The organism is Clostridium zeae, assembly GCF_017312485.1.
Taxonomy (GTDB): domain Bacteria; phylum Bacillota; class Clostridia; order Clostridiales; family Clostridiaceae; genus Clostridium_AR; species Clostridium_AR zeae.
Genome location: NZ_BMBA01000001.1, coordinates 1,722,913 through 1,742,975, shown reverse-complemented (window position 1 = coordinate 1,742,975; position 20,063 = coordinate 1,722,913). Strand labels below are relative to the sequence as shown.

Sequence of the window (20,063 nt, the reverse complement as noted above, 5' to 3'; positions counted from 1 at the left end):
AGGTGATGAGAAAAATAAAACAAAAAATTTTTTAACATTTACGTGTATGTACACGAAAAATAAAAAATTGCCTATTTATAAAATTGGTATGGATTAAACGCAATTATTGTTTCTTAAAATAAAAAATAACGTGTTATAGCAATGTAAGAAATCTATATATTATTGAAAGGAATGTTGGAAATGGATTCTTTAGCATTACAAATAAAAAATGCAGCATTAGATATGGGATATGAAAAGTGTGGAATTATTAAAGTATCTGATATGTATAGTTATGAAGAAAAACTTGATGAAAGAATAGAAAGACTTCCGCACACTAAGCCTTTTTATGATCGTTATTACAAATTTGCACGTATACAAGAATCACATCCTTGGGCAAAATCTGTTGTAGTATGCGTAAGGAGATACGGAAAGTATAAGATTCCAGAACATTTAAAAGGTATGGTAGCTAAATATTACTTAGTTGATAGTAGGACAGATGAAAATTCTAAAGACTTTCAAGATAGTTTAAGCTTTGAAAAGGCTCTTCAAGATATGGGGCTTAGGGCAGAAACTGAGAGGAAATATGGCTTTACTGCATTACGCTGGGCAGCAATTAAAGCTGGACTTGGAATAGTTCGTAGGAACAATTTCTTTTACACTGAAAATGGATCGTGGGTATATTTAGAAGCATGGCTTATCGATAAGGAACTTGAAGCAATTGAAACACCAAACCTAAGACCATGTTCTGATAAGTGTAATTTATGTATAAAAGCTTGCCCATCAGCTTCTTTATCTCAGCCATATACTATGAATCCAATGGCCTGCGTTTCGTGTATAACTACATTTATGGGGAGAGATATGCCCAATGAAAGATATAAAGAAGAAATCGGAGATTGGGTCTATGGCTGCGATGCTTGTCAAGATGTATGTCCTATGAATATAAATCGTTGGAAAGAAGCAGAGGATTTTCCTTACTTAGAAGAATTGAGTAAAGAAATATCCCTAAAAAAAATCATTAAAATGGACTATGACTTTTTGGAAAATGTAATGCAGCCAAAGTTTTGGTATATTCCAAAACAAGATGTTTGGAAGTGGAAAGCTAATGCTATAAATGCGATGGTAAATAATTATAAAGAACAATATAAAGAATCTATTTATGAAGCTTGTAAAGATAGTCATGAAAAGGTAAGAGAAATGGCAGAATGGGCAATCCATAAATTGAATATATAGAGTTGGATTTATAAATGTAACGTGTCTGTGATAGGTAAATCTTTAAATATGGGGGTATCCTAATGAAAGAGGTTATAAAAAACAAAATTACTAATTATATTTTAAGCAGTGAAGACAATTGGAATATTGAAACTGATGACAGAATTTTTGATGAACCTATAATTAAATTTGCATCAGCAGATGATCCATTGTTTGAACAGTATAAAACAATAATTGGTGAAGAGCATTTTACGCCTAGGGAGATATATGAGAAAGCTTTTGGCGAGGATAGCTATCATGGTGGAACTGTAATTGGCATTGTTTTGCCTATAAATGAAAAAATTAGAATGGCAAATAGAAAAGAGAAACAGTGGGCGTCAAAAGAATGGAGTCATATTCCAGATTTTGATATGAAAGAATTATATAAATATATTATTAGCATGTTATCAGAGATGGGATATAAAACTATAGTTCCAGAAGATTCTGAGTGGTTTAAAAAATTAATTTCTGATAAAGTAGGACCATCTTCAAATTGGTCAGTACGCCATGCTGCATATGCAGCAGGACTTGGAACTTTTAGTTTAAATGATGGTTTTATTTCTGAAAAAGGTACTGCAATAAGGCTATTATCTGTTTTGACAGAGCTTAAGTTAGAGCCGGATGTAAGAGAAGCTACTAATCATCTTGAAAATTGTGTGTATTTTAATAAAGGAATTTGTGGTGCCTGTATAAAAAGATGCCCTGCAAATGCTCTTTCTAAGAATGGACATGATAAAATCAAATGTTATCAGCGTGCCTATGTAGAAGCTCCAAATAAAATTGGTGTTTCGCAGTGTAGTTTGTGTCAGACCAATGTTCCGTGTGAGTATAAAAATCCAATTAGATAAGTTTTTGAATGTTTTAGTTATCCTTCAAATTTTATGAAAGCCACCATTTGGTGGCTTATTTGCTTGCAAAAATTAACAATTAAATGAAAAAAATTAAAATAATTTTCCAATTCCATATATTAATTAAGGATAAATTAATAGAATGCAGCTTTAAATCTATGGAAAATAGAAAGAGGGCAAAGGTGAGAAAAAAGAAGCTGATTATGCAATGTACAGGCAAAAAATATAAAAAAGTAATTAGAAAAGATTATATATCAACCAGTTGACATATATGTTTCGCAGTCATATACTGTAAATATAATATTTTATTAATATACGCTATAACCATATAATTATTACTTTATATGGTTATTATTATACGCATTATGTCAATCGGTTGACATATAATAAGGGGGAAAGCAAAATGTTTGAGTTTGAGAATAAAATAAATTTTCTTAATAAGAAGAATGACATTTTAACTGTAGGAGAACTGCTTATAGACATGATCTCAGCAGATTATGGTGATGACTTTGAATGTAATAGTTATAATAAGTTTTTTGGGGGCTCACCAGCTAATATTGCTATGAATACAAAGATGTTAGGAATTAATTCGTTAGTTGCCTCTGCGGTTGGAAATGATGGCCTGGGTAAATTCTTAATAAATCATATTAAAAATGCTGGGATTAATACAAGTTATATAGATATTGTTGAATATTCAACAAGCATGGTTTTAGTTACAAAAAGCAAAAGTAGCCCTATACCAATTTTTTATAGAGCTGCGGATTATAATTTAGCTTATACTGATAGCTTGCAAGAGGCATTGAAAAATTCTAAAATCTTTCATTTTTCATGCTGGCCTATATCAAAGGAACCATCTAGGAGTACTATCGAAAAGTGCATAGAGGAAGCAAGAAAGAATGGTGTACTTGTTTCCTTTGACCCAAATTATCATCCTATGATATGGGAAAAAGGTGAAGATGGACCAGAGTATATTAAGTCAATTCTAGATAAGGTTGATATAGTGAAACCTTCAGAAGACGATGCTGAAAGATTGTTTGGAAGGGATACCCGTAAAAATCAAATAGATAAATTTTTAAGGCTTGGAGCAAAACTTGTTGTTATGACCTTAGGTAAAGATGGTGCTATAGCTTCAAATGGATCACAGACTATAACTTTCACAACACTAGCCACTAATGTTGTTGATACTACAGGAGCAGGAGATGCTTTTTGGTCAGGTTTTTATACTTCACTTATTAAGGGACATACCATAAAGGAAGCTTTAAATTTAGGTTTTGCAGTTAGTGCTTATAAGCTTAAATATACAGGCTCAGTGGTAGAACTACCAAAGCTTGAAGAAATAAAAGAAATGTACAAGTTATAGAAAGTAAATCTAAATAATATAAAGGAGAGATAAATATGGCAGTAAAGAATAAGGTACAACTTATAACCTATCCAGATTCACTAGGTGGAGATTTAGAAGCATTGAATGATATACTTTTAAAATATTTTTCAGATATTTTTAAGGGGGGAGTTCATATCCTACCTCCATTTCCATCATCAGGAGACAGAGGATTTGCACCGCTTACTTATTTAGAAATAGAACCAAGATTTGGTGACTGGAAAGACATAAAAGCTATAGGTGAAAACTTTGATGTATTGGTGGATTTAATGGTTAATCATATATCAAGGCAATCAGGGTATTTTCAAGACTTTCTTAAAAAGGGAGGAAAATCAGAGTATGCTGATTTTTTTATAACTCTTAATAAACTTTGGGAAAATGGAAGGCCTGTACAAGAGGATATAGATAAAATGTTTCTTAGAAGGCCATTGCCATATTCAACATTTACAATAAAAGAAACAGGTAAGGAAGAAAAGATCTGGACTACCTTTGGAAAAACTGATCCATCAGAACAAATTGATTTAGATATAAAATCAGAGAGAGTTAAGGAGCTTTTTACTGCTTTTTTTGAGAATTTTAGTAGAAATAATGTTAAGATAGTGAGATTAGATGCTGTTGGATACGTTATTAAAAAACTTGGAACTAGCTGTTTCTTTGTGGAACCTGAAATTTATGAGTTTCTAGAGTGGATAAAGAAATTGGCTGATTCCTTTGATATTGAGTTATTACCAGAGGTGCATGCACACTATTCAATTCAATATAAGTTAGCTGAAAGAGGATATTGGATATATGATTTTATATTACCTTATAGAATATTAGATACTTTGATAAATAGGTCAAGTGAGGATTTATGTGAGTATCTTAGGACTAGACCTAGTAATCAATTTACTATGCTAGATTGCCATGATGGAGTTCCGGTTAAGCCAGATTTGGATGAGCTTATAGACACTAAGGAAGCTAGAAAACTAATAAATCTATGCCTGGAAAGAGGATCAAACCTAAGTCTTATCTTATCAGATGAGCATAAATCAAAGGATGGATTTGATGTTCATCAGATAAGGTGTTCCTACTATTCTGTATTAAATTGTGATGATGACGCTTATATAGCAGCAAGAGCAATACAGTTCTTTACTCCAGGTATTCCTCAGGTGTACTATGTAGGACTTTTGGCTGGAAAAAATGATCTGGAAGCTGTAAGAAAAACTGGTGAAGGACGTGAGATTAATCGTCATAATTTCAGTCTTGAAGAAATCGAAGAAGCATATACAAAAGACGTTGTTCAGAGACTTTTAAAACTTATAAGATTCCGAAATGAATATGATGCTTTTGATGGAGAGTTTAAGATATTAGACTCTGGTAAGAATCAAGTTTGGTTATCATGGAAAAAGGAAGATAAATATTGCACATTGAATATAGATTTGAATACATATAAAGCCATAATTAATTTTGTTAATGATGACAGAAAGGAAGTTCAATATTTAGTATAAATATCGACAACATTGGTTAACTTTTAATTTGAAATTAATGGTTAACCATTTTGTTTACAATTGTTTAAAGTGTTTGTCAAACATAAAATATATTACTAGAACATTAATGATAAAATTTATTTATAATAACTATTTAACGTAGAAGGTTACTTAGTATAAACATAATATAAGTTCTTGATGCAGGTACAATAATAATATATAATGTTGTGAAAATAATAGAAGCGAAGTACAAACTGTACTAATGCTTAACAGTAGGTGCAATACAATGATTGATAAAAGAAAATATAAAAATTCTTTAGTATTTAGGATTACTGGAGGAACAGTGACTGTAATTATATTGCTTTTATTGGTGTTAGTTACTAGTAACTTTTATTCTTTATATGTTGTTAAGAATAATACTATAAACTCTGCCATGAATGAAATGAGAATTCATATTAACAATATGAATAATTGTTTCGATAATGCAATAAATGATTTAAATGAAATAGTTTTAGGAATAAATAATCAAGTTGATTTAAAAAATGGTGATGAAAGTACCAGATATTTTGAAACTAAAAGATTACAGGATATTTTAATAGAAAGAATGAATATAAGCAAAACTACTGATGTTTATTCTATATATAACTCATCAGCGGATTTACTTTTGATGAGTGTAAGCAGTAGGGTTACATCGAAGGAAAAAATTGAGCTAGACAATATTATTAGGAAAGATTTGTTGAATAGAAGATATTCTGTAAAAGATTTATGGTCTCCAATTAAGCTCGATAATAAATGGTTCTTCTTTAAAATGTACCGATTTTCGGATAACATTATTGTTGGATTTATTAAAGCCGATACATTAATGGCTCTTGTGGACTTAAAGGGTGGGAATATAGACGAGCAAATAGTTTTAACTGATAGCTTAGGTAATTCTTTATCTAAAGCAGGGAATATAAACTTTACAGATATACCATCTAAATTGGCAAATGAAAGCGAAGTAGTAAATAACTTTGATAATAAATATATTATGGTTTCAACTAGAGTAGATTCAAGTAAAGCAAGGCTTTCTACATTAATTGAAGAAAAAGGAGTGCTTTTAGGACTTGGATATATTCAATGGTTCATAGCAATCTTAGGAATTGTTTCTTTGATTTTGATGCCTTATATAATTTACTATTTGAATAGGGAAATTTTAAGGCCTGTGAAGGGATTAGTATTAGGAACGCGACAGGTTGAACAAGGTAATTTCGAATATCGTGTTAATGAGGAGGTAGATTCGCTTGAATTTAATACCTTAATTCATTCATTCAATTCTATGATAAAAGAGATTAAGACTTTAAAAATTAGTGCCTATGAAGAAAAATTGGAACTTAATAAAGCAGAATTAAGATATCTACAAACGCAGATTAGACCTCATTTTTTTCTTAATGCACTTACTACTATACATAGTTTAGCCTATAAGGACAAAAATGAGGAAATTAGAGAATTTATAGATGCTCTATCCAATCATTTAAGATATATGTTCAGAGGTGGATTGAATAAAGTATCGATAAAAGAAGAAATTGAACGTATAAAAGATTATTTCTATATGCAGGAAATAAAGTTTCCTAATAGCGTGTTCTATATTATTGATATAGAAGAATCTACTGAGCAGGAACATATACCACAACTTCTTATTCTTACCTTTGTAGAAAATGCATTTAAGCATTCAATGACACTGGAAGATATGCTTTCAATTTTTATTAAAACAGAGCGGTGTATTTTTGATGGAAAGGATTCTGTAAGAATAATAATCGAAGATAATGGCGAGGGGTTTCCGGAAGATATTATAAAAAAAGTAAATGATGATAGCAGTGCTTATATCTCTGATGGATATAGAATTGGGATTATAAATATTAAAAGGACATTAGAATTATTATATGGAAAAGATAATCTTCTAAAGATTTCTAATGAAGAGCCCATGGGAGGAAAAGTTGAAATAGTAATTCCTTTAGAGAAAGGTGATGAAATTGAGATTAATAATAGTAGAGGATGATTTGCTTACAGCAGAAGTAATACGGGATTCTATAAATTGGTCTATGTTTGGAATCCATGAAGTCAGTATGGCACATAATGTTATCGGAGCTCAAAAACTTTTTGAAGAAAAGGTTCCTGATATTGTTATATGTGATATTGAAATGCCAAAAGGTACTGGAATTGATCTTATAAAATGGGCACGTTCCAATAATTATAAAAGCGAATTCATTTTTCTAACTTGTCATGAAAGCTTTGAATTTGCATCTACTGCCTTAGAGTACAATGCAATAAGCTATATAACGAAACCTTTTAATATAGATAAGACTGAAATGGCGATTTTAAAAGCTGTTGAAAAAATTAAAAAAGAAAGTTATCTTCATAGATATAGTGAATACGGACAGTATTGGTTAGATAACAAAAGATTAATGATTGAAAATTTTTGTAGAGAGCTTTTATTCTTCAGCATACCTGCAGAAGAGGAGATAGTTTTAGAGGAAATATCAAGGAGAAAAATTCCACTAAGTATTGATGCTTCGTACTATTTGGTATTAATTAGTGTAGTAAAATCAGAAAATCAAACTATAGTTCTTGATGATAAAACTTTTGAGTATTCCCTTAAAAAAATACTATCTGAAGTTTTGATAGATGAATTTGATTTGGGTTATACTGTTCATTATGTTACTGAAAGGAATCATAACGTTGCTATAGTAATACAAGACAAATATTCCGTTGAAGAAATAAAAGAGCAATGTATAAGTTTAATTGAAAAGTATGAGAAATATCTAAAGTGCAGCGCTACATGCTATATCGGTAGTAAATCACCAATAACTTCGCTTGGGAAAAATCGAGTGGAGCTAGAAGAAATGGATCAAAACAACATCATTTTTAGAAGTAAGGTATTCTTTCAAGGTGAAAAAAATTCTTTAACTTTAAATGCTCAATATAGTATTGATACAGTCTTACTTAATAGTATGTTGGAAAAAAGAGATAAACTAAATATAGTTAATTATATTAAGAAAGAATTGGAGTTACTAGTAGCTAAGAATAATCTTGATGTTTCCGTTATGCGTTCCATTCATCAGGACTTTATGCAGATTATATATGCTTTTTTGTATAAAAGAGAGATACAGGCTCATAAATTATTTTCAGATAAAATATCACAAAAACTAAATTTTTCTGCAGATAATTCAATCTTTGATATGATGAAATGGGTACACTTTATAGTAACAAAAACTATTGATTATGCAGAAGAAGCAGAAAAGTCTCAAAGTATAATAGAAAAATCAAAGAAATATATTCATGATAATTTTAATGAAAACATTACTAAAAATGATGTAGCTGCAAAAGTCTTTCTAACACCAGATTATGTGGCTAAGTTGTTTAAAGCTGAAGTAGGTATTGCTATTAAGGAATATATTAACCAGTGTAGGATTGAAAGAGCTAAAGAATTACTTATAAGCAGCAATACTAGTATAAGTATTATTGCTTCAGAGGTAGGATTCGATAACTTTTCATATTTCTCAACAATATTTAAAAAGCTCACTGGAGTGAGTCCATATTCATATAGAAAGAAGGATGAAAAGTAATTTTCATCCTAAAATTATTGCTATTTAGAAAAAACACTTAAAATTGAAAAACTATTGCTTGTTTTTGAAAGCGTTTACTAATGATGAAAATTATAATATAAGTATGATGAAAAAACAAATAAAAGGCTAACACTAAATAGTGTAAGGGGGATTCATATGAAAAGATCAAAAAAAATCTTAAGTCTATTGATGGCTGTTGCTCTTGGTACTACAGCGTTAACTGCTTGTGGCAACAGTGAATCAAAAGAATCAGCTAATTCATCAGGGAAAAATGGAAGCCCAGATGAAATTGTTTATGCATTTACAACCTTTAATAAAATCTCAGAAGACTTAGGAAGTGTAGAAAAAGCTATAAATGACATTACTATTCCCAAAATAAATGTCAAAGTAAAATTAAAGCCGCTCAGTGTATCAAATTACTCACAACAAGTAAATTTAGCTATACAAAGCGGAGAGCAGCTGGATGTATTTCATACCCTAGGGGATTTAAATCAATATATTTCTAAGAATGAATTAATGCCACTGGATGATTTGCTTGACAAGTATGGTAAAGAAACAAAGCAGATTGTAGGTAATGATTTCTTAGAAACTACTAAGTCTAATGGTAAAACTTATGCAGTTCCATCTAATAAAGGTGCCGCTATTGCTCCTAATTTAGTGTATAGGGTGGATATAATGAACGAATTAGGAATATCACCAGATAGTATTAAAACTGTAAATGACTTAGATGCACTTTATGAAAAAGTAAAAGCGAAATATCCCAATATGATTCCTGTTGCACCTACAAATCAAGGAATTTCAGGTGTTTTGCACACAATCGATAATGTAGACTACCTTACTGATGATTTATTTAAACCAACAGCAGTTTTAATTGGAGATAGCACTAAAGTTTTGGATTTTTATGAAACTGATGCCTTTAAGGAAAAGGTAAAGATAGCTAGAGAGTGGTACAATAAGGGATACCTTTCTAAAGATGCAGCTACTACAAATACTTTAGCTAGTGAGCTTATTTCATCGGATCGCTGTTTCTCGTACGTGGCAAGCTATGCAGGAAAAGAGTCAGCTGCTCAAATTTCAGCAGTGACAGGAAAGAATATGGGAATGATAAGATTATCGCAGCCATACTTGTCAACTACAAATGTAAATGCTGTTAGCTGGGGCATAGCTTCATCTAGCCAAAAACCAGAAGCAGCAATGAAGTTCTTAAATTTAACTTATTCTGATAAAGCTGTAGTAAACCTACTTATTTATGGTATTGAAGGTACAGATTATGTTAAGGTTGATGCTGATCATGTAAAATATCCAGATGGAAAAGATGCAAATTCAGTACCATATACTGCTCAACTTAGTTGTGGAATAATAGGAAATCAATTTATTCAATATTCAATGGCTGGTCAAAGTACAGATGACTTGAAGCTTATGGAAAGTGAAAATAAAAACTCAGCAAGATCTAAAGCCTTCGGATTTACTTTTGATAGTACAAATGTTAAAACTGAATACTCTTCAGTTATGAATGTAATTAATCAGTACTTACCTGGACTAAATTGTGGAGCACTAGATCCTGATAAAGAAATTCCAAACTTTATCAAAAAACTTAAGGATGCAGGCATGGATAAAATTGTTGCAGAAAAACAAAAACAACTTGATGCTTGGCTAGCAACAAAAAAATAGAACATTTATTTTGATGAAGTGAAGAGTTGCAGAAAACCTTCACTTCATTTATCAAATAAGGAGGATAAGTTGATGAGAAGAAATTCAAAATGGAAGAGTTCAAAAAATTCATTACCATTATTGATGCTGACGATTCCGGGTTTACTTTACCTTTTAATAAATAATTACATACCTATGGCGGGAGCAATTATCGCATTTAAAAGTCAAAACTTTCAAAAGGGTATTTTTGGAGGAAGATGGGTTGGATTTGATAATTTTGCCTTTTTATTTAAGACCAAGGATGCCTGGATAATGACAAGAAATACGATATTATATAACCTAGGTTTTATAATTTTAGGTACTATTGGTGCTGTATTTGTTGCCATACTTATGACAGAATTAACTAAAAAGGCTATGTCAAAGTTTTATCAGAATGCACTAATATTGCCAAGTGTAATTTCTATGGTAATCGTATCTTATATTGCTTTTTCATTTTTAAATTCAGATTCAGGACTAATAAATAAGTCAATTTTAAAGGTATTTGGGTTACCAGAGGTTTCGTGGTATTCAGAACCAAAATACTGGCCATTCATTCTGATATTTGTTTTTCTTTGGAAAACTACAGGATACTCATCTTTAGTCTATATAGCTAGTATTGCTGGAATAGATAAAAGTATTTATGAAGCAGCTCAAATAGATGGGGCCGGAAAGTTAAGACAGATAAAGGATATTACACTGCCTTTATTAAAGCCTACAATAATTATAATGACCTTAATGGCTGTAGGAAGAATTATGAATTCAGATTTTGGATTATTTTATCAAGTACCGATGAATTCTGGTGCATTATATGATACCACACAAACAATAGATACCTTTGTTTATCGTGCAATGATGCAGCTAAATGATACAGGAATGGCGGCTGCTTCAGGTTTATATCAATCTTTAGTAGGATTTATTTTAGTAATAGCTGCAAATGGAATCATAAGAAAAATAGAGCCGGAAAATTCACTATTTTAGGGGGAAAGCAAATGAATAAGTTAAAAACTCGGAGTGAGAAAGCATTCATTATTTTTGCTGAAATATTAGTTATTCTTTTAGTAATAGTCAGCTTAGCACCTTTACTATTAATTTTTATTGCATCTTTTACAAAAGAAACAACATTAGTAGCCAATGGTTATAGTTTTTTCCCTAAAGCCTTAAGTCTAGATGCATATTACTACATGATTTCTCAATCTACAATGATTCTAAGAGCATATGGTGTCTCGTTGCTTGTTACAGGAGTAGGAACATTCCTAAGTATTATTATAACCTCTATGCTAGCATATCCACTTTCAAGAAAGGATTTTAAGTATGGAAAATTAATTTCCTTTCTAGTTTTATTCACTATGCTATTTAGTGGAGGGGTGGCTCCTGCATATATTATGTGGACAAGAATTTTTCATATTAAAAACACTATATTTGCATTGATTATACCTAATTATTTGATGAATGCCTTCAATGTATTTTTAGTTACAAATTATTATAGAAATAGTATTCCAGATGCGCTTGTTGAGGCAGCTAGAATTGATGGAGCAGGAGAATTAAAGATATTTTTCCGTATAATATTGCCATTATCTATACCAGCTGTAGCGACTATAGGAATATTTACTGGACTTGCATACTGGAATGATTGGATTAACGGTATATATTATATTACAAATCCAAAGCTTTATGGAATACAAAATCTTTTGGTAAGAATAATGGATAATATTCAGTTCTTAAAATCGGGAGCAGCAGGGTCCACTATAGGGACGGTAGCAACCCAATTGCCAAGTACATCTGTACGTATGGCGTTAGCTGTAATAGGTATATTACCAATTATTATACTATTTCCATTTGTTCAAAAATATCTTATTAAGGGTGTTGTTGTAGGAGCAGTAAAAGAATAAAGTTGTAGGCTTCAAAGGTAACAATAATTATGGAGGTTATATATATGAAGGTAAAAGAGATTATTGATGAAATCATAAATAAATTTGGCGGGGTTAAATTTGAAGAAACCTGCGATCAGCTAATAAGCGGAAGTTATGATTTAGAGGTTTCAGGCGTTGTAACAACATTTATGGCAACTGTAGATGTAATCAAGCAAGCAATAGATTGTAGGGCCAACTTTATTATTACTCATGAGCCAACCTATTATACTGGAACAGACAAATTAGATTGGTTAAAAGATGATCCAATATATATGGAAAAGAAAAAGATGTTGGATGATCATGGCATTGCTATATGGCGTTTTCATGATCATATGCACGCTGCACCGACTGATTTAATATACGACGGCTTGTTAAAAGAAATAGGTTGGGAAGAGTACTTAATTAAAGACCTTAAGTTTCCACATTGCTATGAAATACCGGAAATGTCTTTAAACAAACTAGCAGAATTTTTTAAGATTAAATTGGAAATGGATGTGATTCAAATTGTTGGATCACCTGAAACAAGATGTAAAAGAGTTGGCATTTTAGTTGGGGGTGGAAGTCTCGGACTTGGAGTAGAAGAAATGCCGATGGTTTTAATGAAAGAACAAAACCTGGATGTTGTTGTATGTGGTGATATCACAGAGTGGACTTTATGCCCTTATATACGTGATGCTGCTGCGTTAAATATGAATAAAGCTATGCTTGTGTTAGGGCATGAACGTAGTGAAGAAGCTGGCATGAAATATATGTCACAATGGCTTGCTCCAATGATAAAAGAAATACCTGTATATTTTATAGATACAAAGGAACCCTTTATATACTTGTAAACTCAATAAGAAAAAAATTTATTACTGACTAAATGGGGGCATATTTATGGCATACGAAGAAAGAGTTTTACCAGAATTATTGCCAATCTTACAAAGTGCTGTAAGGTTTGATTTAAATAAGGACTTGGATATGATGAGAAACCTTAGATTACCTTATATAGAAAAGTCTACAAATGTATCAACTACTACCCTTATGATCAATGGACCAGAGTCAGAACTGTTGGTAAAAATTTATGAACCTAAGAATAGAAAAAATGTGAATTTGCCTGCAGTGTTTTGGACTCATGGTGGTGGATATGTACTTGGACACCCTGATGGTGATGATGGTATATGTGGATATTTTGTTAATGAAGTAAGCTGTGTTGTGGTTTCAATAGATTATAGGTTGGCGCCAGAAAATCCGTATCCAGCGGCATTAGAGGATTGTTATGCTGGACTTAAATGGACAGTGGATAATGCAGAAAGATTAAAAATAGATACTTCAAGGATTGCTATTGCTGGAGCTAGTGCCGGAGGTGGGTTAACAGCTGCACTTGCGTTGATGGTTCGAGATCGAGGTGAAATAAAAGTTGCATTTCAGATGCCTTTATATCCAATGCTAGATGATCGGAATATAACGCCTTCCAGTTATGAAGTCAATGAAGGAAACCTACCTACAGCATGGAATAGGGAGGCAAACGAGATTGCATGGAAAATGTATTTAGGAAATATCAATTCAGATCAAGTACCTTACTATGCTGCTCCTGCTAGAGCTAAAGATTTGACTGGGCTTCCTCCTGCATATACATTTGTAGGCCAGCTTGATCCTTTTAGGGATGAGACAATAGATTATGTTGCTCGATTGGCGCAGGCAGGTGTTGATGTGGAATTTCATTTATATCCAGGATGTTTTCATGGCTTTGATTCGATTTTTAACAATACTAATATTAGTAAACTAGCTAGGAATGGCTGCATAGGTGCATTATTAAAGGGATTAAATATAGGCAAATAAAGAGGAGGAGAAAAAATGGCGTTTTCACAGGTGAATTTTTATTCAAAAGCATTAAGGAAAATTGTCACTTTTAATGCAATTGTTCCAATAGATATAATTGAGATACCAGGAATGAAAGAAGTTGAGAAGGGGCCTATGAAGTCTCTTTATATTTTAAGTGGGTACTCAGGGAACTATACTGATTGGATTTGCGGAAGTAGAATTCAAGAATTAGCTCTAAAACACAATATTGCAGTATTTATGCCTTCAGGCGAGAATAGTTTTTATCTAGATGATACTGACAAAGGAGAGCTATATGGAGAATTTGTTGGAAACGAGTTAGTTGAGTTTACACGAAAGTTATTTCAGTTATCAAACAAAAGAGAAGATACCTTTATTGGTGGACTTTCCATGGGAGGGTACGGTGCAATAAGAAATGGCTTAAAATATTGTGATAATTTCAGCCGCATAATTGCATTATCTTCTGCCCTTATAATTCATAATGTTGCAGGAATTCCGGAGGATTTTAAAGATCCAATTGCTGACTATAAATATTACGCAAGAGTTTTTGGAGATTTGAATAAATTATTAGGAAGTGACAAAGACCCTGAGGCACTTATAAGCAAACTAAAGCAGGAAAATAAAACTATTCCTAATATATATATGGCTTGTGGAACAGAAGATTTTCTCATAAATGAAAACAGAAGTTATCATAAATTTTTAGCTTCAGAGGAAGTGAAACATACCTATGTGGAAGGACAAGGCATTCATGATTGGAACTTCTGGAATGAATATATAGAGAAAGCCATACTTTGGGCGCTCGAATAAAATACGGAGGCATAGATATGGAAATAATAAAACAACTTTTTCCGGGAGGAGTTAAGAAGGCATTTACCTTAAGTTATGATGATGGCATTACTCAGGATAAAAGACTAGTTAGTATATTTAATCGGTATAACTTGAAAGCTACATTTAACTTGAATTCTGGACTGCAAAACGAAGATGGGTCTTTTGTAATAAACGATTTTCTAATAAAAAGAATAAATGAAAATGAGATAGTTGATGTATATAGAGAACATGAAATTGCAATTCATGGATTAACTCATCTTTCACTAACTGATATAACTAAAGAACTTATGATTAAAGAAATCCTTGAGGATAAGAAAAATCATGAAAAGACTTTTGGATATCCTGTAAGAGGGATGGCATATCCTTATGGAACTTATAATAAAACAGTTTTTGAGGTATTAGAAACTCTTGGAGTGGCTTATTCGAGAACTGTAAACAGTCACGGCAAATTTGATTTGCCTTCAAACTATTTAGAATGGAATCCTACAGCTCATCATAATACACCAAACTTGATGGGGATAGCTGAAAAATTTATTGAAGAAGAATTTAATTCGTTAGGTATTTTTTATTTATGGGGACATAGTTATGAATTTGATTTGGATAATAATTGGAAAGTAATAGAGGAACTTTGTCAATATGTAAGCAATAAGGAAGATGTTTGGTATGCAACAAATATACAGATAATAGACTATCTTAATGCGTTAGATAAATTGAAGTTTTCTAAAGATTTTACCTTTGTCCATAATCCGGCTGCACTTTCAACTTGGATAGAATTTAATGAAACATCCATAGAGATAAAAGCAGGTGAGACAAAAATATTAAGTTAACAATTAACAAATTGTCTAAATATATAATAAGTTATACATCTATATTAATGAAGGAAGTGTAATAGAGTGTTATTAGATGCGGAGTTAGTGTTAGCATAAAAGTTTATGAAATGAAATAAATTACTCCAATAGATTTATAGTGTTTATACCATAGACAACAATAGAGGGGTATAATATAATTTAACTAAATTAGGATCGGATTAAGAAAAGGATGATTTTTGGTATGGCAACTATAAAGGATGTGGCTGAAATAGCTGGAGTGACAGTTACAACAGTTTCAAGAGTTTTAAATGACAGAGGATATATTAGTGAGACTACAAGAAAAAAGGTCTATGATGCTATGAAGGAGCTGAGCTATCAACCAAATGAGCTAGCTCGATCTTTGTTTAGAAAAAAATCTAATATTATAGGTCTGATTGTCCCGGATGTATCACATCCGTTTTTTGCAAAATTAACAAGTTATATTGAAGCATATGCTTATGCTGCTGGATATAAGATATTGCTATGTAATTCATATCAAGATAGCGTAAAGGAAAAAGATTATGTTGAGATGCTTAAAAGGAATCAAGTTGATGGTATAATAATGGGAAGTCATACCTTAGAAACTTCAGATTATTTGACTCCAACTCTTCCTATTGTTGCAATAGATAGGGATTTTTCGAATAATATACCTTTTATAACCTCCGATAACTATGCCGGAGGATTACTTGCTACTAATTTATTACTAGACAAAGGGTGTAAAAAACTTGCTCACATAAGTGGCCCTTTGGAGCTTAACACTCCGGCAAACAAGCGCTATGAAGCTTTTATGAATGCTGTGCTTGAAAGAAAGGTTCAGCATGTTGTAGAGCAGACTAAGCTAGATGTATATGAAAGTTATAAGAAGTTAGCCTACAAGATTTTTAAGGAACACCCTGATATTGATGGTATATTCGCTAGCAGTGATATGATAGCTGCTGCAATGATGCAGGTTTCACAGGAGCTTGGTAAAGAAGTGCCTAGAGATATAAGAATTATTGGATATGATGATGTTGAAGTTGCTTCATTAATGACAATTCCATTAACTACAATAAAGCAGCCAATCGACGAAATGGCTCAGTTAGCAATTGAAATTCTATTAAATCAAATGGAAAATAAGAAAGTTGAAATTGAAAATATTCTACCTGTAAAATTAATTGAAAGAAAGAGCTCTTAATTATCTGATTTTTTATAATGCATTGTTATAAAATGAAGTTAGAAACTGTTCTAAAGATTCCTATTTTAATAGAGGAAAATACCCATAGTTAGCCACATTAGTAATTGTGGGACTAAAAGGGTATAGAAGAAAGCTAAGATCTATAATAAAAAGAGAGTGTAAAATAAGTCTGTGTAAACTTCAGAAGCTGATATAATAAAATATCATGATGAAGAGAGCACAGACTATGTCTTTTTCTAAAGATGAATTATGTAAATATTTGATTAGCTTCAACCTAATTATTAACAAATATATTGAATTATTGTAAGGATAATAATATAATATTTGTATATAAACATGATTGATGGGTTATATATAAATTATATATGCCAAATACAAAGAAGCATCACATTGAAATCTTCATTTCTAAAAGCTTAGATACAGTAGTTTTAATGTCTATCTGTCTCAATAAATCAAAATACTTTTACTAATATAAAATTTTCTATAATCATAATCACAATAATTATGATTATTTACAATAATATAAGATATTTTAACATGATTAAAAACAAATCTACAAATTTCTTTTGATACTTTAATCCTAAAAAATTTTCATTCAATATATTACGTTGCATTAGGTAAATTTTATTAATCTCAGTTATCTTAAATTAAAATCTCTAAATTATAAATAGGATGTATGCTTGGATATTACAGAAAGTTGAAAAAATAATAATTAAACAAGGGAGGGATGAGAGAAAAACAACATTACCTAATATATCAAATTCAAATTTGGAGAGGTGTATATTAAATGTTTAAAAAGTTTTTTCTATGTTTAGTCATGATTTTTCTAATTTGTTTACCAGATCTAGGTGTTAAAGCATCTGCTGCCACTTTTACTAATCCGCTAGGAGGTGGGGCGGATCCTTGGGTTATTTCAGCTGGTGGATCTTACTATTATGTTCAGTCAAATGGTGTTAATACTATAACTATTAGAAAATCCTCAACTCTTGAAGGCATAACTAGTGGAACAGCAACAACAGTATGGACAGCCCCTTCAGGAACCCCATATTCAAGTGAAACCTGGGCACCAGAATTGCACTATGTAAGAGGCAGATGGTATATTTATTTTGCTGCTGATAACGGCGCAAATGAAAATCATAGAATGTATTGCTTAGAAGGTGGTACAGATGCAAATAATCCACTAAATGGAGCTTTCAACTTTAAAGGAAAGGTTGCAGCTGCTACAGATAGATGGGCTATAGATGGGACAGTTTTAGATTACAATAATCAACTATACTTTATATGGTCTGGTTGGGAAGGTACTACTAATGTGGCACAAAACTTATATATAGCTAAGATGAGTAATCCATATACTATATCAGGCGATAGAGTACTAATATCTACACCTGATCAAAGCTGGGAGAGGAATGGAACACCATATATAAATGAAGGTCCAGAAGTAATTGTAAGCGGATCAACAGTAAATATAATCTATTCTGCAAGTGGAAGTTGGACAGATGATTATTGTTTAGGAAGGCTTACTTGTACAAATGGAGATTTAATGAACAGAGCTGCTTATACAAAGGTTGGTCCTGTATTTTCTAAGTTTGGAGATGTATATGGCCCAGGACATGCTAGTTTTGTAAAATCACCAGATGGAGTGCAAAACTGGATTGTATATCATGCTGCAGTATCACAGGGATCAGGATGGACAAGAAATATAAGAATGCAGCAATTTACAATGCTAAGTAATGGCACTCCAATGTTTGGTGTGCCAGTACAGCCAAATGTTCCACTTCAAGTACCATCCACTGGAAACAGCATGCCACTTGTAAATAACGGTATATATACCCTTACAGCACTATGCAGTAATCTTAACTTAGATGTATCTGGTGGCAAAAATGCTGATGGCACTAAGCTTCAGCAATATCAAAGTAATGGAACAGCAGCACAACAATTCAAATTTGTAGATTGTGGTGGTGGATACTACAAGATAGTTCCAATGTGTGCTCCTAATATGTGTGTTGACAATCCTTATGGATCAACAGCTCTTGGTGGTGCCGTTGCATATCAGATATGTACTGATAATGGCCAAGATGCACAAAGATTTAGAATTGAAGACATGGGCAATGGAGTATATAAGATAGTGAATAAAGCTAGTAATCTTCCTCTAGATGTTGCAGGAGCATCAACACAAAGTGGTGCGCAGATAGATCAGTGGCAGGATAACGGAAATAATGCACAAATATGGAAATTAACTAAAGTAGGTTAGGACTTATAATATTACAAATCAATATTATAATATTAAGGGCGTTATATTGGTGATAAAAAATCGTTGATATAACGCCTATTTATTTTTAGTAAAACTATACTTCAATCTAGTAGTTGCAACTACATAACCTTATAGAATTTAAGTAAAACATTTTCAGGTAATCTAGTAGCATATTTTATGGACATAATTACATTGAGGGGTAGAAGAGGAAAAACTGATTTTATGTAAATTATATGGTAAAATGAAAATGGTATGAGGCTATAGATAGCTTGAGCTATATTTATATGATATAGGAAGTTCAGGAGGTACTAAATGTACAGTATAATGATAATCGAGGATGATAAGAAATTAAGTGAATTAATAAAAAATCATCTAGAGAGATATGGGTATAAAACTTATCTTGTAGAGGATTTTTCTAAGATAAAAACAGAATTTGTAACTAACAATCCTAATCTTGTTCTTATGGATATAAATCTACCACTGTTTGATGGTTTTTACTGGTGTAGAGATATAAGAACGGTGTCAAATGTTCCTATTATATTTATATCAGCAAGAGATTCAGATATGGATCAGGTTATGGCTATTGAAAATGGTGGGGATGACTATATAACTAAGCCCTTTTCCTATGATGTGCTGTTAGCAAAAATAAAGGGAGTTATAAGAAGAGTTTATGGAAGTTATGCTGAAAGTACCAGTAGTGATGTGTTTGAAGTAAATGGTTTGTTTTTATATATCGATCAAAATATAGTAGAGTATAAGGAAAAGAAAGTTGAACTAAGTAAGAAGGAGTTTCAACTATTATATTCTTTAGTGAAGAACAGTAATAAGATTGTTTCAAGGGAGACCTTACTAGAAGTTTTATGGAATGATATAGATTTTGTTGATGATAACACGCTATCAGTAAATATGACAAGGGTAAGAAAAAGACTAGAAGAACTCGGTATTAAAGATGTAATAGAGACAAAGAGAGGACAGGGCTACAGAATAATAGCAAACTGGTAATACCCAGAGAATAAGATTA

The 20,063-nt window shown here is 31.7% G+C and carries 16 protein-coding genes; all 16 read left to right on the top strand.

Annotation, left to right across the window (positions count from 1 at the left end; genetic code table 11):
• Positions 1-180: 180 nt before the first annotated feature.
• The 16 genes from J3477_RS07975 to J3477_RS07900 all read left to right on the top strand — a co-directional run bounded on the left by J3477_RS07975 (position 181) and on the right by J3477_RS07900 (position 20,044).
• Positions 181-1,209, top strand: coding sequence for an epoxyqueuosine reductase (locus J3477_RS07975; protein ID WP_206869198.1), 1,029 nt, complete (start codon positions 181-183; stop codon positions 1,207-1,209).
• A 62-nt stretch (positions 1,210-1,271) separates the two neighbouring features.
• A complete protein-coding gene (locus J3477_RS07970; protein WP_206869197.1) occupies positions 1,272-2,075 on the top strand; it encodes a (Fe-S)-binding protein in 804 nt (267 codons plus the stop codon).
• A 403-nt stretch (positions 2,076-2,478) separates the two neighbouring features.
• Positions 2,479-3,435 carry a carbohydrate kinase family protein gene (locus J3477_RS07965; RefSeq protein ID WP_206869196.1) on the top strand — a complete coding sequence of 319 codons (957 nt, stop codon included), beginning with the start codon at positions 2,479-2,481 and terminating at the stop codon, positions 3,433-3,435.
• Between the two features lie 35 nt (positions 3,436-3,470).
• Positions 3,471-4,940: a sucrose phosphorylase gene (gene gtfA / locus J3477_RS07960; protein ID WP_206869195.1), complete on the top strand. Its 1,470-nt coding sequence runs from the start codon at positions 3,471-3,473 to the stop codon at positions 4,938-4,940.
• 265 nt (positions 4,941-5,205) lie between these two features.
• On the top strand, positions 5,206-6,954 hold the full coding sequence (locus J3477_RS07955) for a sensor histidine kinase (protein WP_206869194.1): 1,749 nt from the start codon (positions 5,206-5,208) through the stop codon (positions 6,952-6,954).
• A complete protein-coding gene (locus J3477_RS07950) occupies positions 6,929-8,521 on the top strand; it encodes a response regulator transcription factor (RefSeq protein ID WP_206869193.1) in 1,593 nt (530 codons plus the stop codon). The genes J3477_RS07955 and J3477_RS07950 overlap by 26 nt, the downstream gene beginning before the upstream one ends.
• A 156-nt stretch (positions 8,522-8,677) precedes the next feature.
• Complete coding sequence (locus tag J3477_RS07945; RefSeq protein ID WP_206869191.1) at positions 8,678-10,192, top strand: ABC transporter substrate-binding protein; 1,515 nt, start codon at positions 8,678-8,680, stop codon at positions 10,190-10,192.
• A gap of 72 nt (positions 10,193-10,264) precedes the next feature.
• The gene (locus J3477_RS07940) at positions 10,265-11,188 is read left to right on the top strand and encodes an ABC transporter permease (protein WP_206869190.1); all 924 of its coding nucleotides are present in this window, start codon (positions 10,265-10,267) and stop codon (positions 11,186-11,188) included.
• Between the two features lie 11 nt (positions 11,189-11,199).
• Positions 11,200-12,099, top strand: a complete 900-nt coding sequence (locus J3477_RS07935; RefSeq protein ID WP_206869189.1) for a carbohydrate ABC transporter permease — start codon at positions 11,200-11,202, stop codon at positions 12,097-12,099.
• A 44-nt stretch (positions 12,100-12,143) separates the two neighbouring features.
• A complete protein-coding gene (locus tag J3477_RS07930; RefSeq protein ID WP_206869188.1) occupies positions 12,144-12,950 on the top strand; it encodes a Nif3-like dinuclear metal center hexameric protein in 807 nt (268 codons plus the stop codon).
• Between the two features lie 46 nt (positions 12,951-12,996).
• A complete protein-coding gene (locus J3477_RS07925; protein ID WP_206869187.1) occupies positions 12,997-13,941 on the top strand; it encodes an alpha/beta hydrolase in 945 nt (314 codons plus the stop codon).
• A 15-nt stretch (positions 13,942-13,956) separates the two neighbouring features.
• Complete coding sequence (locus tag J3477_RS07920; protein WP_206869186.1) at positions 13,957-14,748, top strand: alpha/beta hydrolase; 792 nt, start codon at positions 13,957-13,959, stop codon at positions 14,746-14,748.
• Positions 14,749-14,765: 17 nt separating this feature from the next.
• On the top strand, positions 14,766-15,596 hold the full coding sequence (locus J3477_RS07915; protein WP_206869185.1) for a polysaccharide deacetylase family protein: 831 nt from the start codon (positions 14,766-14,768) through the stop codon (positions 15,594-15,596).
• Between the two features lie 223 nt (positions 15,597-15,819).
• Positions 15,820-16,791: a LacI family DNA-binding transcriptional regulator gene (locus J3477_RS07910; protein ID WP_206869184.1), complete on the top strand. Its 972-nt coding sequence runs from the start codon at positions 15,820-15,822 to the stop codon at positions 16,789-16,791.
• Positions 16,792-17,578: 787 nt separating this feature from the next.
• Positions 17,579-19,042 (top strand): family 43 glycosylhydrolase, encoded by a 1,464-nt coding sequence (locus J3477_RS07905; RefSeq protein WP_206869182.1) that lies wholly within the window; start codon positions 17,579-17,581, stop codon positions 19,040-19,042.
• A 312-nt stretch (positions 19,043-19,354) separates the two neighbouring features.
• Positions 19,355-20,044, top strand: a complete 690-nt coding sequence (locus J3477_RS07900) for a response regulator transcription factor (protein WP_206869181.1) — start codon at positions 19,355-19,357, stop codon at positions 20,042-20,044.
• Positions 20,045-20,063: the final 19 nt, after the last annotated feature.

What these genes read in the sequence shown, in the direction of transcription:
- J3477_RS07975 (WP_206869198.1), top strand. Translation starts at nt 181, where the DNA reads ATGGATTCTTTAGCATTACAAATAAAAAATGCAGCATTAGATATGGGA.
- J3477_RS07970 (WP_206869197.1), top strand. Translation starts at nt 1,272, where the DNA reads ATGAAAGAGGTTATAAAAAACAAAATTACTAATTATATTTTAAGCAGT.
- J3477_RS07965 (WP_206869196.1), top strand. Translation starts at nt 2,479, where the DNA reads ATGTTTGAGTTTGAGAATAAAATAAATTTTCTTAATAAGAAGAATGAC.
- gtfA (WP_206869195.1), top strand. Translation starts at nt 3,471, where the DNA reads ATGGCAGTAAAGAATAAGGTACAACTTATAACCTATCCAGATTCACTA.
- J3477_RS07955 (WP_206869194.1), top strand. Translation starts at nt 5,206, where the DNA reads ATGATTGATAAAAGAAAATATAAAAATTCTTTAGTATTTAGGATTACT.
- J3477_RS07945 (WP_206869191.1), top strand. Translation starts at nt 8,678, where the DNA reads ATGAAAAGATCAAAAAAAATCTTAAGTCTATTGATGGCTGTTGCTCTT.
- J3477_RS07940 (WP_206869190.1), top strand. Translation starts at nt 10,265, where the DNA reads ATGAGAAGAAATTCAAAATGGAAGAGTTCAAAAAATTCATTACCATTA.
- J3477_RS07935 (WP_206869189.1), top strand. Translation starts at nt 11,200, where the DNA reads ATGAATAAGTTAAAAACTCGGAGTGAGAAAGCATTCATTATTTTTGCT.
- J3477_RS07930 (WP_206869188.1), top strand. Translation starts at nt 12,144, where the DNA reads ATGAAGGTAAAAGAGATTATTGATGAAATCATAAATAAATTTGGCGGG.
- J3477_RS07925 (WP_206869187.1), top strand. Translation starts at nt 12,997, where the DNA reads ATGGCATACGAAGAAAGAGTTTTACCAGAATTATTGCCAATCTTACAA.
- J3477_RS07920 (WP_206869186.1), top strand. Translation starts at nt 13,957, where the DNA reads ATGGCGTTTTCACAGGTGAATTTTTATTCAAAAGCATTAAGGAAAATT.
- J3477_RS07915 (WP_206869185.1), top strand. Translation starts at nt 14,766, where the DNA reads ATGGAAATAATAAAACAACTTTTTCCGGGAGGAGTTAAGAAGGCATTT.
- J3477_RS07910 (WP_206869184.1), top strand. Translation starts at nt 15,820, where the DNA reads ATGGCAACTATAAAGGATGTGGCTGAAATAGCTGGAGTGACAGTTACA.
- J3477_RS07905 (WP_206869182.1), top strand. Translation starts at nt 17,579, where the DNA reads ATGTTTAAAAAGTTTTTTCTATGTTTAGTCATGATTTTTCTAATTTGT.
- J3477_RS07900 (WP_206869181.1), top strand. Translation starts at nt 19,355, where the DNA reads ATGTACAGTATAATGATAATCGAGGATGATAAGAAATTAAGTGAATTA.